General features: G+C 61.9%; 13 protein-coding genes. 6 read left to right on the top strand and 7 right to left on the bottom strand.

Features of this window, described 5'->3' with window-relative positions; all coding sequences use genetic code 11:
* The first annotated feature begins 10 nt into the window (after nt 1-10).
* Nucleotides 11-1603, top strand: a complete 1593-nt coding sequence (hutH, locus tag RIN13_RS02135) for a histidine ammonia-lyase (protein ID WP_309105684.1) — start codon at nt 11-13, stop codon at nt 1601-1603.
* Between the two features lie 162 nt (nt 1604-1765).
* Nucleotides 1766-2002: a hypothetical protein gene (locus RIN13_RS02130; RefSeq protein WP_309105683.1), complete on the top strand. Its 237-nt coding sequence runs from the start codon at nt 1766-1768 to the stop codon at nt 2000-2002.
* A 137-nt stretch (nt 2003-2139) separates the two neighbouring features.
* Here the strand turns inward: RIN13_RS02130 and RIN13_RS02125 are convergent, their stop codons facing one another.
* Nucleotides 2140-2373, bottom strand: coding sequence for a hypothetical protein (locus tag RIN13_RS02125; RefSeq protein ID WP_309105682.1), 234 nt, complete (start codon nt 2371-2373; stop codon nt 2140-2142).
* A gap of 273 nt (nt 2374-2646) precedes the next feature.
* Here RIN13_RS02125 and RIN13_RS02120 point away from each other — a divergent pair, with 273 nt between their 5' ends.
* Nucleotides 2647-3447, top strand: a complete 801-nt coding sequence (locus tag RIN13_RS02120) for an SGNH/GDSL hydrolase family protein (RefSeq protein WP_309105681.1) — start codon at nt 2647-2649, stop codon at nt 3445-3447.
* Nucleotides 3448-3515: 68 nt separating this feature from the next.
* Complete coding sequence (locus RIN13_RS02115) at nt 3516-4820, top strand: cation:proton antiporter (RefSeq protein ID WP_309105680.1); 1305 nt, start codon at nt 3516-3518, stop codon at nt 4818-4820.
* A gap of 29 nt (nt 4821-4849) precedes the next feature.
* On the opposite strand, the gene RIN13_RS02110 is transcribed toward RIN13_RS02115, so the two are convergent.
* Genes RIN13_RS02110 through RIN13_RS02100 form a run of 3 tightly spaced genes read right to left on the bottom strand, consistent with a single transcriptional unit; the run spans nt 4850 to nt 8180 of the window.
* Nucleotides 4850-5818 (bottom strand): carbohydrate ABC transporter permease, encoded by a 969-nt coding sequence (locus tag RIN13_RS02110; protein WP_309105679.1) that lies wholly within the window; start codon nt 5816-5818, stop codon nt 4850-4852.
* A complete protein-coding gene (locus tag RIN13_RS02105) occupies nt 5815-6801 on the bottom strand; it encodes a sugar ABC transporter permease (protein ID WP_309105678.1) in 987 nt (328 codons plus the stop codon). Before RIN13_RS02105 ends, RIN13_RS02110 begins: the two co-directional genes overlap by 4 nt.
* Before the next feature lie 44 nt (nt 6802-6845).
* Entirely contained in the window at nt 6846-8180 is a 1335-nt protein-coding gene (locus RIN13_RS02100; protein WP_309105677.1) for an extracellular solute-binding protein, read from the bottom strand.
* 317 nt (nt 8181-8497) lie between these two features.
* Between RIN13_RS02100 and RIN13_RS02095 the strand changes: the two genes are divergently transcribed.
* Nucleotides 8498-10369, top strand: a complete 1872-nt coding sequence (locus RIN13_RS02095; protein ID WP_309105676.1) for a hypothetical protein — start codon at nt 8498-8500, stop codon at nt 10367-10369.
* An 18-nt stretch (nt 10370-10387) separates the two neighbouring features.
* Here the strand turns inward: RIN13_RS02095 and hutG are convergent, their stop codons facing one another.
* Together hutG and RIN13_RS02085 are read right to left on the bottom strand one after the other, a co-directional pair.
* The gene (gene hutG / locus RIN13_RS02090) at nt 10388-11404 is read right to left on the bottom strand and encodes a formimidoylglutamase (protein WP_309105675.1); all 1017 of its coding nucleotides are present in this window, start codon (nt 11402-11404) and stop codon (nt 10388-10390) included.
* Nucleotides 11405-11542: 138 nt separating this feature from the next.
* A complete protein-coding gene (locus RIN13_RS02085; protein ID WP_309105838.1) occupies nt 11543-13000 on the bottom strand; it encodes an NCS2 family permease in 1458 nt (485 codons plus the stop codon).
* Between the two features lie 94 nt (nt 13001-13094).
* Between RIN13_RS02085 and RIN13_RS02080 the strand changes: the two genes are divergently transcribed.
* Complete coding sequence (locus tag RIN13_RS02080; protein WP_309105674.1) at nt 13095-13781, top strand: copper resistance protein CopC; 687 nt, start codon at nt 13095-13097, stop codon at nt 13779-13781.
* A gap of 47 nt (nt 13782-13828) precedes the next feature.
* Here RIN13_RS02080 and RIN13_RS02075 read toward each other — a convergent pair whose 3' ends face one another.
* The gene (locus RIN13_RS02075) at nt 13829-14461 is read right to left on the bottom strand and encodes an NAD(P)-binding protein (RefSeq protein ID WP_309105837.1); all 633 of its coding nucleotides are present in this window, start codon (nt 14459-14461) and stop codon (nt 13829-13831) included.
* Nucleotides 14462-14596 lie beyond the last annotated feature (135 nt).

Below are 14596 nucleotides of genomic sequence, written 5' to 3'. Positions count from 1 at the left end.
GAACACCACCATGACAACGATTACCCATGAACCGCTGACCGTTACCCTCGGCTCCAGCGGCGTCACTCCGGAAGATGTCCTCGCCGTCGCACGCCACAACGCGAAGGTGACAATTTCAGAGGAAGCCCTGGCTGCAGTGGCTAAAGTCCGCGCCCACATTGATGGTCTGGCCCACAGCGACGTCCCCGCCTACGGCATCTCCACCGGCTTTGGTGCCCTCGCCAACCGGCACATCCCCAACGAGCTGCGCACGCAACTGCAGAAGTCGCTGATCCGCAGCCACGCAGCCGGCATGGGTCCGGCAGTGGAGCGCGAAGTGGTGCGCGGCATCATGTTCCTGCGTGCGAAGACGCTTGCTTCCGGCCGTACCGGCGTCCGCCCCGTGGTCCTGCAGACCATGGTGGACGTGCTGAACGCCGGCATCACGCCGGTGGTCCGTGAATTCGGTTCGCTGGGCTGCTCCGGCGACCTTGCTCCGCTGTCGCACTGCGCCCTGGTGCTCATGGGTGAAGGGGAAGCGGCAGGACCCGACGGCGTGACGTACGGCGGGCGCGGCGAAAGCCCGGTTGCCGAACTGCTCGCCGCGCACGGCATCGCCCCCGTGACTCTCGCCGAAAAAGAGGGACTGGCGCTGGTCAACGGCACCGAGGGAATGCTTGGAATGCTTCTGATGGCTATCGCGGACATCCGGCAACTGCTGACGACGGCGGATATCACCGCAGCGCTCAGCGTGGAGGCCCTGTTGGGAACGGACCAGGTGTTCCTCCCCGAGCTCCACGGCGCGCTCCGGCCCCATCCTGGCCAAGCGGCCAGTGCGGACAACATGCTTCGGGTTCTCTCCAAGTCACCTATTGTGGCCTCTCACCGCATCAACGACACCAAAGTCCAGGACGCGTACTCATTGCGCTGCGCACCCCAGGTGGCCGGTGCAGTCCGGGACACCGTTGATCATGCGGCCCTGGTGGCCTCGCGTGAACTGGCGGCCGCCATTGATAACCCCGTAGTCCTACCGGACGGACGCGTCAGCTCCAACGGGAACTTCCATGGGGCACCGGTTGGCTACGTGCTGGACTTCCTTGCCATCGCTGTCGCGGACCTCAGTTCCATCGCCGAACGCCGCACGGACCGGATGCTGGACCCCGCACGCTCCCATGGATTGCCCGCCTTCCTCGCGAGCGATCCCGGTGTCGATTCCGGAATGATGATCGCCCAGTACACGCAGGCGGGGCTCGTCTCCGACAACAAGCGGCTGGCTGTGCCGGCGTCGGTGGATTCCATCCCCAGCTCTGCCATGCAGGAGGACCACGTGTCCATGGGTTGGCATGCGGCACGAAAGCTTCGCCGGGCCGTGGAGAACCTGCGCCGCGTGCTGGCAATCGAGCTGGTTACCTCAGCCCGCGCCCTCGACATCCGCATGCAGGGCTCTGGTGGGGAACTTACCCCGGGACCCGCGGGCTCCGCGGTTATCGCCGCGTTGCGCGCCGTCGTCGATGGCCCCGGCACCGACAGGTTCCTCTCGCCGGAACTGGAAGCGGCTGACCGGCTGGTCGCGTCAGGAGCGGTTCGCGAGGCTGCCGAATCGGCCGTCGGAAATCTCGCCTGAAGCCGAAGGTGATTCAGAGAAGCTGCAGAACCACCGGCGCCCCTGAAACAAGAGACGACACGGTCAACGGGGGCCCGGAATCTGTAGTAGAAATGAAGGTGTAACAAAAGGCCGCACCAAAGATGTTGTGGCAGCGAACATCCACAAAGGGGTAGAAGTTCAATGAAAGCACGCGGGACAGTTCTGTCCAGGCGCATCGCGCACGCCGGCACGGTTTCCGACTGGGGAACATTGAAGCCGGGGGAGCGGGTAGAAATTCTCAAGCACGCACATGTCGTCGCCTCAGGCGAAGTAGAGGAAGTCTCGCTCAGCGGCCAAGTCTTGTGGCTGGTGCCAACGGGGCCCTCGGAGACTCAGTTGTTTATGAAGTCCGACGGCGTCAGGGTGCGCCGGAGCTAAACACCGAATAACCAGGCGCTCAAGCGGGCGCTCAGAAAATCCCCGCCTTCTCAGCAGTTCCCCCAGGACGGGGTGCTGAGAGGGCGGGGATTTTCCGTTTAAGGTCCGAGTCCTGGTTGAAACTGTCGGGCCCGGAATCAGGCGAGGTCCTCGTACGTTTCGCCGAAGGGCACTGTGTCATCCAAGGCAACGGTGAAGGCGCCGGGCTCATGGCGGGTTACCCGGATGCCACAGGTACCGTCCTGGCTGGCTGCGATGATGAGGGTCTTGACGGCGTTTTCGATTCCGACGTGGATTTCGTCCGCGGCTGCAAAGTTGAGGCTGATTGACCGTGGCGGGATGGCCAGGGGATCGATGGCTGCAGAGCTCATGGTGTCGGCTTTCTTGTTGGGGCGTGCCCTTAAGGGACTAGGCAATTTTAGACCCTGCGCCTATCGGAGGTAAGACGTCTGGCATATCTGCTGCCCTTATGGCCCTCTCACCAGCCTCGCCTACGCCCTTTCCCCACCAGGTGTTGGGACACCCGGAAGGAACTCGGGAGGCAAGGCGGTGAGGATCGACACGGTTGGGCCAGTTCGCATACCGTCACTGGTGTAGCTCAGATTGAAGACGGGCGGGCAGTGCCGACGCTTCGAGGCGGTTCCATGCGCAACCTCACGAAAATACTGGTGGTTCTGCTATTGGTGCTGTTGGCCGTCGGAATCCAGCCGCCCCAGGCTTCTTTTCCCCGGAGCATGGCCGCGTTGGGGGATTCCATCACGCGTGCCCACTCAGCCTGCTGCCACCCCGGGGACCAGCCGGAACTGTCCTGGTCTACCGGCTCGAGTGCTGCGGAAGGCATTTACAGCCACTACAGGCGTCTGCTCGAGCTGCAACCCGGGCTCTCCCGGAACAACAATGCTGTCAGCGGATCCACGGCAGCTGACCTCCCGGCCCAAGCCAATGCTGCGGCATCCCAAGGCGCCGAATATGTCACCATACTGATTGGAGCGAATGATCTTTGTGCTTCGTCCCCCGCCAGCATGACGTCGGTCGAAGAGTTCGAAGGGCACGTTATGAGCGCTCTCGCCACTCTTGACGAGAGGCTGCCGCGATCCCGCATATTCCTCAGCAGCATCCCGGACCTCTATCAATTGTGGGCGGTGCTGCACGGAAACCCCTCGGCCAGCGGGAAGTGGGCGGGCTCGAACACTTGCCAGTCAATGCTGAGCCCGTCCAATACCGAAGCAGACCGGCAAATGGTGGTGCAACGTCAGCAGGCGTTCAACGTGGTCCTCGCGAGGTCATGCTCCCGGTTTCGGAACTGCAGGTGGGACGGCGGAACTGTTTATGGCTACAGGTTCGCGGCTGAAGATGTGAGCACTCTTGACTACTTCCACCCGGGGCTTCGGGGCCAGGAGGCTCTGGCCGAGTTGACCTGGAAGGCTTCATACTGGGGTTCCTGAGCAACCGCGGGATTCGCGAATGCCCGGATTGGAGCGGGCCGGGCGTTGGGCAGGAGGGGAAGTGGAGGGTGTTTGAGGTTCCCAGCATCATTTTTGTAGCAGCGGGAATAGCCGTTTTTGTCGCTGCCATTGCTCCGAAGCTGCTGCATAAGGCCCCGTTCTCCATGCCTATGGTGTTTCTTGGTTCGGGGCTCCTGGCGTTCAGCATCATCCCGGAGTTGCCCAATCCTGACCCTATGGCCCACGGCGAATTGGTGACGCACCTGACTGAAGTCTGCGTCATCATCTCGCTCATGGGGGCAGGGCTTGCGCTGGACAGGCCGTTCGGCAGGTTGAGATGGTCCACCACCTGGCGCATGCTGGCGGTCGCCATGCCCCTGTCCATCCTTGGGTTGACGCTGTTAGGTCTCTGGCTCCTGGGGCTCAGCCTGGCGGCCGCCGTCTTGATTGCGGCAACCCTGGCGCCCACGGATCCTGTGCTCGCCTCCGAAGTTCGGGTGGGGGAGCCTGCGGACCAAAAGGAGGATGCCGATAAGGAGGATGAGGTCCGGTTCGGGCTGACATCAGAAGCCGGGCTCAACGACGGCCTTGCCTTTCCCTTCGTGTACTTGGCCATCGCCCTGAGCGTCGTGGGCACGTCACCGGACGCCTGGTTCCCCCAGTGGTTTGGCGTGGATGTACTGTGGCGCATCGGCGTCGGCCTGGTCCTGGGATTTGCTGCAGGGAAAGTCTTCGCCCGCATCTTCTTTTCCACCCGCCACGAAAGTGTGCGGCTGTCGAATCACTCAGAGGGATTCGTTGCGTTGGCGGCAACGTTCCTCGCCTACGGGGTGACCGAGATGGTGGAAGGCTACGGGTTTATCGCCGTGTTCGTTTGCGCTGTGACTATCAGGGCAGCTGAACACACACATGGGTACCACCGGATTTTGCACACCTACGTCGAACAGCTGGAGCGGTTGCTTACGGTGGTCATCCTGGTCCTGTTGGGCGGCGCCATCGCCAGAGGTCTCCTTGCCGGAATCGGATGGCCCGAAGTAGCATTGGCCGCGATGTTCCTGTTGCTGGTGCGCCCTCTCGCAGGCTGGCTCGGCCTCTTGGGGGGAACAACCGGCCCCCGGGAACGCATCGCCATCTCCTTCTTCGGGATCCGTGGTATCGGCTCCCTCTACTACCTCGCATATGCCCTTGGTAAAGGCGAATTCGGCGGTCAAGCCAGCCAGCTATGGGCCCTTGTTGGCTTGGTGGTGGCGGCGTCGGTGGTCCTTCATGGAGCCACCACAGCACCGGTGATGAACTGGCTTGACCGCCTTCGCGTGGAGAAGGCAGTGGAGAGGTTTGGCGACGAGGGCGAAGCGCCCCGCACTGCTGTCTAAGCAGCTGCCGTCGAACGGGGGAAAAGTACCTACTTGAGGCTGCCCATGGCCACACCGGAGCGCCAGTAGCGCTGCATTGCAATCATCAGGATCACCATGGGAATGGTGGCCACGAGGGAACCGGTGATCACGAGGCCGGTCAGGTCCACAGTGGAGTCGGTTCCGCGCTGCAGCCATGAGTAGAGACCAAGCATGACGGGCCACTTGTCCGCTCCGCGCAGGAACACCATCGGGCCGAAGAAGGCGTTCCAGGAGCCTACGAAGTGCAGGAGGAAGATAGTGGCGCCCGCGGTGGTCATGAGCCGGAACGCGATCTGGAAGAAGATCCGGTATTCACCTGCGCCGTCAATCCTTGCGGCCTCCAGCAACTCACCGGGCACCGCCCCCTCCGCATAAATCTTGGCAAGGTATACCGCAAACGGGCTGAAGAACGCCGGGATAATCATGGCCCAGATGGTGTCGTACATGCCCAACTGCACAAAGAGCAGGTAGGACGGAATGGTCAGCAGGGCCCCCGGAATCAGGAACGAGCCGATGATAAAGCCCATGGTGGTGCCCTTGCCCCGGAAGGAGTACATGGCCAGCCCATACCCCGCCGCCAGGGAGACCAGGGTATGGCCGATGGAACCCGCAAAGGCATAGAGGGTGGAGTTCCACATCCAGACTCCGAAGATGCCGTCCTGATAGGTGAAAAGGGAGGACAGGTTATCGAACAGGCTGAAGTTGGCGAACCACATTGCGTCAGTGGTGTAGAGGTCTTCCTTGGTTTTGGTGGATGAAACTATCAACCACCAGGCGGGACCTATGGAATACAGGGCGAACAACACCAGACCGATGATGACCACCATCCGGGAACCGCCACGCCTGCCGTTCAGTTCGGAGGAGTCATCGGCCTCCCGGATATTCTTCGGACGCGGGCGACGGCGGGACTTGAGGACGGATTTCTGCACCTCTTCTTCGGTTCGAGGTGAGTCGGCAGTGACGGAAGTGAGGGTCATGAGTCGACCTTTTTTGTCAGTCGGTAAATGATCACCGAAGCTACCCCCACCACGGCGGCGAGGATGATGGACTGGGCTGCGGCATAGTTAAGGTTTCCCACCTGGAATGCCTGGTTGTAGATCACCATGCTGGGAGTGAAGTCCTTGGTGATGGTCTCCGGTGAGATGGACCGGAACAGCGTGGGCTCAGCGAAGATCTGCAGTGTTCCGATGATGGACAGGAGCCCTGTCAAGACCAGGGACGCCTGGACATAGGGCACCTTGATGGACGTCGCGATCCGGAATTCAGAAGCGCCATCCACTCTGGCGGCGTCAAAGATTTCCCGGGGGACAGCCTGCAGTGCGCCGTAGAGGATCAGCATGTTGAAGCCTATGGCACCCCACAACGCGAGGTTTCCGATGGACACCCAGATCATGCTGCCGCTGAAGAAGTCGACGTCAAGCCCGAAGAATCCGAGGAAAGGCTTCAACGGCCCCACGACGGGGCTGTAGAGATAGATCCAGATCATGGTGGCCACAATCCCCGGAATCATGTAGGGGACCAGCAGGATCAGGCGGAACCTGTTGGCTATGCGGCGCTGAACGGCATCGATGAGGAGAGCCAGCACCAGGCTGACTACCTGGATCACCGGGACGATCACCACGGCGTAGATGCTTACCCGCAGCATGGAGTCCCAGAACACCGGGTCCACAAGGCCGCGCGCGAAGTTGTCGAAACCAGCAAAGCTGACTGTCGCGGCTCCGAAGCCAAGGCCGCTCGTCTTGGACGTGTACAGGCTCTGGGCGAGTCCGACGATGACCGGCAGGATGGTGAAAACTGCGAAACCAACAACGAATGGCCAGGTGAACGATGCCCCTTTGATCCGTTGGATGCTGCGCCACGACCAGCGGGGAGACGCGGAGCTTCCTTGTGTCCGTGCCGGCCTGGAGGGCTCCTGCTTTTTGCCGTCTAGGGTATTACGGACTTCTAAACTGGAAGACATCCGCGTCTCCTCTCTGTAGCGGATCTCCGAAGAGAACCGGGTGGTTACTTGCTGACCTCGTATTTGATGCCCTTGGTCTCAAGGTCCTTCGTGATGAAGGCCTGGACGTTGGCCATGGCTTCCTTGAGGGTGATCTGCTTGGCCATGGCCTTGCCCCACTGGTCCTGCAGTTCGGGGAACCAGGCGTCGTAGTTCGGGCCGCGCTCGAACTTCCCGACGGCGGCATTCTGGGCCTTCGAAATCACCTTGCCTACCTCAGCGGCGGGCTGGGCGCCAAAGATCTTGTCCGGCACTACGTCCTCTGTGTAGGTGGACACATCCGCGAGGTGAGCGGGAACACCGATTGCCCCTGTTTTCTTGTTCCGGCCGGCTTCCAGGGCTTCCTTTGAGGTGGCGGCCCAGTGAACGTATTCGATGGCGGCTGCAGGGTTTTCGCAGCCAACGGGGACGAAGCCGGGATCGGCCACGCCGGAGCTCACAAACTCTTTGGCGTCCTTGAACTGCGGTACGTCAACCGCTTCCCATTGACCGAGGGAGGCCTTGAAGTTGGTCTGGTATCCCGTCATTGACCACCACGCCAGCGGCACGGTGGCAAGCTGGCCGCTGTCAAAGTAGGAATACAGAGCAGGCCTGTCCTGGTAGGTCTGGTGAGCCACAAGGTCGTTGTCCACCATCTGCTGGATGATGTCGACGGCCTTCAGTGTGGGTTCGTCCTGCAGGTTGACCTTCCACTTGTCGCCGTCGATTTCGAACCAGCTGGCTCCTGCCTGCTGGGACATCTGCACCAGGGTCGAGGGATCCTCTCCGGCGAGGTTCATCACCGTGACGCCATGGGTTTTCAGCTCCTTGCCGGTGGTGACAAACTCCTCCCAGGTTTTCGGAACAGCCAGCCCGTACTTCTCATAAACGGCCTTGTTGGCCATCATGAACGTTGCCGCGGGTCCTGCCGGAAAACCAAAGAACTTGCCATCAATCTGGGCCGCAGCCTGCGCCCCCTTGCTGTACTTGTCCTTTATCGGTTCTACGTACTGGGTGATGTCCTGGGCCCAGCCGTTGACGAGGGCCGTGGTGATGGGGCCGGTGCCGGGCATCCAGCAGGGAATGTCCTTCTTCGATTCCATAACGTTCCGGAAGTTCGTCTGAGTTGCCTTGTTGCTGGCCTGAAGTACGTAGTTGACCTTGATCTTGTCCTGGCTGGCGTTGAATGTATCAACGACCTGCTGGGTCGTCTCGGCGTCCCACCCCCAAACGTCGATCGTTACCGGACCAGCGTCCGCTGATGGGGCTGCCGGGGCAGCGGCACTGCCGCAACCGCTGACAAGGCCGATTGCTGCGATTGCTGCAGCTACTGAAAGCACCTTCTTGTGTGCTGTTCTCATCTGTTCACTTCCTTGGGATGCAGGTCTTACTTACGCTAAAGGGATGCAAAAATGCTAAGGACAGGGGAATTTCCCAGATCCGGTGAATCAGGAACCTCAACCTCGAGGACCGCTCCCAAAAGCTTTGAGGAAATCGTTATCCTGTGGCCTGATGATGTCATGTGTCGGGGCCCACATTCAAGACGTCACCAAAAGTTTCCTTTTTTGCCTGCATGTTTCTGCGTACGGCTCCCGCTTTGCCGCACGGACATTTTCTCCTACACGAATCTCCCCTCCCTCCGTTGAGGGCCCGGCCACGTTCGGATAGTGTCAAAGCCATGAGCCTTCCGGACCTGAACCACGCCACTGCGCTGCAGAACCGCTTGACCCCCGAGGCCCGGACATTCGTGGTCGGCAACTGGACCGCTGGGCTCGTGGGGGACGAACTGGCTAACATCACTTATGCCGGCCGTCCCGTACTTCGGGCCATCAAGGGAGTGGTCCGGGACCACCAGTGGCGCACACTTCAGCCGGCGGTCCGGGACCTGGCGTTTTCGCAGGACGACGACGGCGTCAGCGTCAGGTTCCATGTGGACTATACCGGCGGGGAAGCCCGTTACGAGGCGATGCTCAAGGTGCGCTTGACCCCGCTGACAGTGGACGTGGAGTTCAACGGGAGGGCCAAGACGCCTTTCCGGCGAAACAGGATCGGTCTTGTGGTGCTGCACCCGGCGAATGAGTCAGGCCGGGAAGTCACCGCCGTTTCGCCGGCAGGCAATATCACCACCAGGCGCTTTCCCGAGGACATCAGTCCAGAGCTGATTTTCACTGATGTCGCGTCCCTTGAATGGGCGGACGCTGGAACAGCCTTTGACCTCTCCTTTGCCGGAGACGTGTTCGAGACTGAGGATCAGCGGAACTGGACCGACGCCTCCTTCAAGACCTACAGCACGCCGTCTGCAGATCCCATTCCGGTTGACGTTCAAGCAGGCGATGTTGTCCGTCAATCGGTAAGCCTTGAAGCTGCCAGCATCGAGTCCCCGGACGCGACGGCTGTATCCCTGGAGCAGGCCCTGTCGGTCTTCTCGGTGGGCCCGGCAGCTGCCACCGTCCCTCCCCTCGGCGTCTCGGTCGATCCAACAGGGACCCAGGGGGAGGTGGCCGCGACCCACGCCGAACCGGTGCCGGCTCTCGAAGGTCTGGACGCCGTCGTCGTCGAACTTTACGGGCCTCCTGAGGTTCGGGCCGCACGCCTCCAGGCCGCGGCCGCTGAGGCTGCCGTTCACGGCGCCGCCCTGGATGTGCGGATCGTGGCTGAGGATCTGGGAGGGCTGCCCGAGCTGTTTGCAGAAGCGGAAAAGCTGAGGCCCGTCCGGAGGCTGGGGATCTTCACCCCGGAAACGGACTGCACCGACCAGGCTTTGTTCCCCGATCTCAAAAGAACCCTTGAGGCCACGGGTTTCAGCGGCGAGATACTCGCCGGAACGCGTTCCCATTTCACTGAACTGAACAAATGGGCCAAGGACGCGGCGGCGTTCCGCGAGGCCGATGCACTGACGTACAGCCTCACACCTCAGGTCCACAGCACGGAGATTGCGCACATCGTGGAAACTATTCCCATTCAGCGGCTCACGGCCCTGAATGCGCTGCGCCTCGGGGGCGGGAAGCCGGTACACGTCGGACCCATCACCCTGAAGCCTCGGCTTCACGCACCAGGTCAGGTGCCCGATTCCGATGAGCTGCAGGATCACGTCTTCACGGCGGCGTGGACCCTCGCCAGCATCAGCAGTCTGACCCTTGACGGAGTGGCATCCATTACCTATTTCGAGGCCGGGCCCCCTTCCAGGGGAATCCGTACGGATGATGGCCGGCTGACGCCTGCCGGCGAGCTGCTGAGGCAGTTGGCAGGATTGAAGGGCGAAGCCGTGCATTCGGTCCGGACGGACTCTCCTGAGGAAAGCCCGGTGACTCTCTATCCCGTCTCTGGCGCCGCCGGCTTACGGTTGTTCGCGGGGAATCTGGGGCCGCGGAACGAGACGGTGCAGGTGTCTTTCGCGGACGGGACGCCGGGCCGATCCAGCACTGCTTCCGCCCGGCTCACTCTGATCGGGGAAGAAGCAGGCTCTGGCGAACGCATCGAACCGGGCCACGACGGCGTACTCACCTTCGAGCTGGCGCCCTGGTCCACTGCAGTGGTCGAATTCCCCTGAGTCGTAGTCGCCCCGAATCTAGTACGACAACAAAGTGTTGATGAGCCGGGCCGCCACCCTGGCGGTCCGCTGATCGATGTCCACAGCCGGATTCAGCTCAGCCACATCAAGGTGGAAAAGCTTGCCGCTGGCTGCTACCTGTCGGCAGATGGCAGTGATGACGGGTAGTGGAACGCCGTAAGCCGCGGGCGCGCTGACACCGGGTGCCACGGCGGCAGGTAGGACGTCCAGGTCGATGGTGAGATACACGATGTCCACGTCGGCCAGGAATTCGGCTATGAAGTCCTGCGTCCGCTCCACCGAGCAATCTTCATCCAGCAGGTACTTCACTCCCAGCCGCCTTGCGGTGTTGAACAGTGCCCCGGTGTTGTTCGGCTCGGAGATCCCGACGACGGCGTAATTAAGTTCGCGCTCAGCGGCGGCCTCGGCCTTGGCCATCTGGAGGAACGGGGTGCCCGAGGTCGGTTCCGGATGGTCCCTGAGATCGAAGTGGGCGTCCAGGTTGAGGACTCCCAACCGCTTGCCCTGGAGTGCCGCCGCCGAATGCGCAACACCCAGGTAACTGGCGAACGCTGTTTCGTGGCCCCCGCCCAGCACCACCGTGAGGTTTCCGGCGTCGAGCATTGCAGACACTGCCAGTCCTGCGCGCGCCTGCCCCGCCTCCAACCGCGTGCCGGCCACCACGATGTCGCCGGCGTCAAAGACCTGGCGGTGCAGGTGGAAGGCAAGTGAACCTAAGGAACCACGGAGGGCAGCCGGAGCGGCAGCTGCCCCAACACGGCCATTGTTCCGCCGGACGCCTTCATCACTGCTGAAACCCAGCAACACTGCCGGCCGGCTGTCCGGAACGGACGGAAAAGCTGCTGGGAGGGCATATGCAGCGGCTGCGGCCGTTCCGCTGGCAGCCGAAGCAGGCGGAGTCCCCGGGTACGGCCTGACAACCTGCCACCAGCGGAGGTGCTCCTCTTCTTCGCCATCAAAACGGCCCGTCCAGGGCTGCGGCGGCACGTCCACTACGAGCGCAGTAAAATCCATAGTCCAAGCTCACACCAGCCGTGGCGCCAAAACCAGCCGCGCAGCCGTCGTCCTGTCCGGAATACCGGAAAGTGCCACCGGGACCCCCGGTGGATCGCTAATGATCCAGGTGGATCGCTGGTGAAAGCTGAGGGTTCGCTAGTGGATCCCAAGGGCCTGTTCTATGGGGCCGATCGCGAAGAAGAGCAGGAAAGCCGCTGCCACAGCCCACATTAGGGGGTGGACATCCCGGCTGCGGCCCTGGAAGGTGCGGATGAGGACAAACGCAACGAACCCTGCGCCGAGGCCGTTCGCGATCGAATAGGTGAACGGCATGAGCGTGAAGGTCAGGAAGGCGGGAATGGCGATTCCCCAGTCCTGCCAATCGATCCTGCCGACCTGGGACACCATCATGAAGCCCACCACCACCAGGGCAGGGGCTACGGCTTCGAACGGAACAAGGTTGATCAGTGGTGTGAAGAACATTGCCACGAGGAACAGCAGGCCTGTAACGATGGAGGCCAGGCCGGTGCGGGCGCCCTCGCCGATTCCTGCGCCGGATTCCACGTAGATCTGATTGGAGGAGACGGAGGCGCCACCACCGGCAATGGCACCTACGGCGTCGACCATCAGCACGCGGTCCACATTTGGGATGTTGCCCTTCTCGTCCACGGTGCCGGCCTCATTGGCCAGGCCCACCATGGTGCCCATGGCATCAAAGAAAATGCTCAGCAGGATCACGAAGGCCAGCAGGCTTGCGGCCACGAAGCCCAAGTGGTCAAAGGCTCCGAGCGGGTTTGCCTTGCCGATCAGTGACAGGTCAGGTGCCGCCCATTCCGTAAAAGTGGGAGCCACCAAAGACCAGCCCTGCGGGTTGACGTTCTTGCCGTCGAAACTCGGGCCGATGTGCAGGGTGAATTCGAGGATCACGGCGAGCACCGTGGAACTGATGATGCCGATGAGGATGGCACCCTTGACCTTCCGGACCACAAGCGCGATGGTCAGGATCAGGCCGAAGACGAACACCAGCGTGGGCCAGCCCAGGAGCTTTCCGTCGAAGCCCAGCCCCACCGGCACAGTGGTGCCAGCGACGTCCGGGATCCGCCGCACGAAGCCTGCGTTTACCAGGCCGATCAGGGCGATAAACAAGCCGATGCCCACCACGATGGCGGTCTTCAAGCCGTCGGGTACAGCTTTGAAGACAGCCGTGCGGAAGCCTGTCAGCACCAGGATGAGCATGGTGATGCCCGAGATCACCACAAGGCCCATAACGTCAGGCCAGGTGAGGCCCGGGTTGGTGGAGACAGTGACAGCGACGAAAGCATTGACTCCAAGTCCGGTGGCCATCGCGAAGGGATGTTTGGCCCACGCTCCCATGAGGATGGTCAGGATGCCGGCCACGAACGCGGTGACGGCGGCCACTGCAGGGAAGCCCAGGGTGGCGCCGCTGGAATCCGCTCCGGAGAGAATCAGCGGGTTGAGCACCACGATGTAGCTCATGGCGAAGAATGTGGCGAAGCCGCCACGGATCTCGCGGGATAGGTTGGAACCACGTTCCGAGATCATGAAGTATCGGTCCAGGGCCGAGCCCTGCTTGAGACTGAGACCACCGCGCATTGAAGTCATGCAATGAATCCTATTAGGGCGCCCGGAGCCGACGCGCAAAATCGCCTAGTCTGTAAGGAAGCCAACACACAGGAGCAGTCCCGTCATGCGTTTTATCCGCCAGCCGCTGGGGATTTTCCTCGGCCTTTGTTTTCTTGCCGCCGCCATCCTTCTAGGGGCTGTACCGGCATCAGCCCATGACGCTGCCGAATCCAGCAGCCCGGCGCAAGGCGCCACAGTCCCGACGCCGCCCGAGCAGATCTCCATCACGTTCAACAACAACCCGTTGGCCCTCGGCTCGCAGGTCCGGGTCAATGACGCCGCCGGAACGGACTGGGCTGAAGGCGACGTTGAGATCGTGGACAACGTTGCATCCCAGAAGCTCAAGGAGGGTGCCCCGGCGGGGCAGTTCACGGTGATCTGGCGGGTTGTCAGCTCAGATTCGCATCCCATCGAGGGAAGCTTCACTTTCACGGCCACTTCCGGCGCTGCTACCCCGGGCGCTGCTACCCCGGGCGCAGCGGCTCCGGGAGCAGGTTCGACGGCGGCAGTTACGTCACCGCCCGGGACCCGGGGGGCTGTCCCTACCCTTGGGACCGCCCAGCCAGGCGTTACTCCACCGGAAGAATTCGAGGCAGATTCTTCGGAGCCGTTTCCATGGAGCCTGGTGATTTTCGCCGCGGTTGCGCTGGGCATCCTGGTGGCGCTCGCTGTTCTGGCCAAGCGCCGGCTTGCTCCCTCTGACGAGGAGGATTTGGAGCAGGATGACCAGTTGCCGTCCTCACGGCCCTAAGGGCCTGACTCAGTCCACGGCCCTGAGTCAGGTGAGCGATAACACTTCTAGGCCGGAGAAGGCAAGGCGGCAAAGCTGCCGGTAAGGATGGATGGAACCCGGTCCGGATGCACCTTGGCAGCGATGGCCTGGCCTACTACTTTGGCCTGCCTGAGGACTTCCTTCGGGGTGGGAGCCACCAACTCACCAACGCCCACCAGGTAAATGCCAACCGCACGCATGGCCGCCGCAAAATTCTGGCCAACGGTCATGCCCAACTCGGACAACATCCGGCGGAGCTGGCTTTGCCCGCACCGGGTGAGCACAATGTGGTCTGCAAAGAGCACACCGTCGGCAGTGTGGATGGCCCATTGATGCACTGAACCGTCGGAGCTCCCAGATGCAATCCTGTTCAGCTGCACGGCGAACGTCTGATTGCGGATGTCGAGGTGATGGCTGGCTGCGTAGTTACGCAGATGCCGGAGGATCTCGTTTCTTTCCTGCCTGCTCCCGGCATCTCCGGCGTCGCAGCGCGGGAGCGAAGAGGTTAGGGGTGAGGAGGAGCCACCCGCGGCGTCGAGTCCTTCGACGATGATGGAGTCCACGCCATGGCGGCGAAGTTCACTGGCAACGGCCAGTCCGGAGAGACCCGTGCCGATGATCACCGTGGTGGTCTTCTCGGCCCCGTCGTATATAGGCATGCTTGACACTACCGGGATCCTCCTTGATGGTTCGAAATGCGGAGCGGTACTATTCCGCACGCGCTCCGTTACCCCCAAAGTGCGGCCGCCTGACTGAATTGGATTCATGTTCCGGAACACGCATCCGCTTCAACA

The organism is Arthrobacter sp. (assembly GCF_031179985.1).
GTDB lineage: Bacteria > Actinomycetota > Actinomycetes > Actinomycetales > Micrococcaceae > Arthrobacter.
This window is presented reverse-complemented; position numbering and strand designations above follow the sequence as displayed.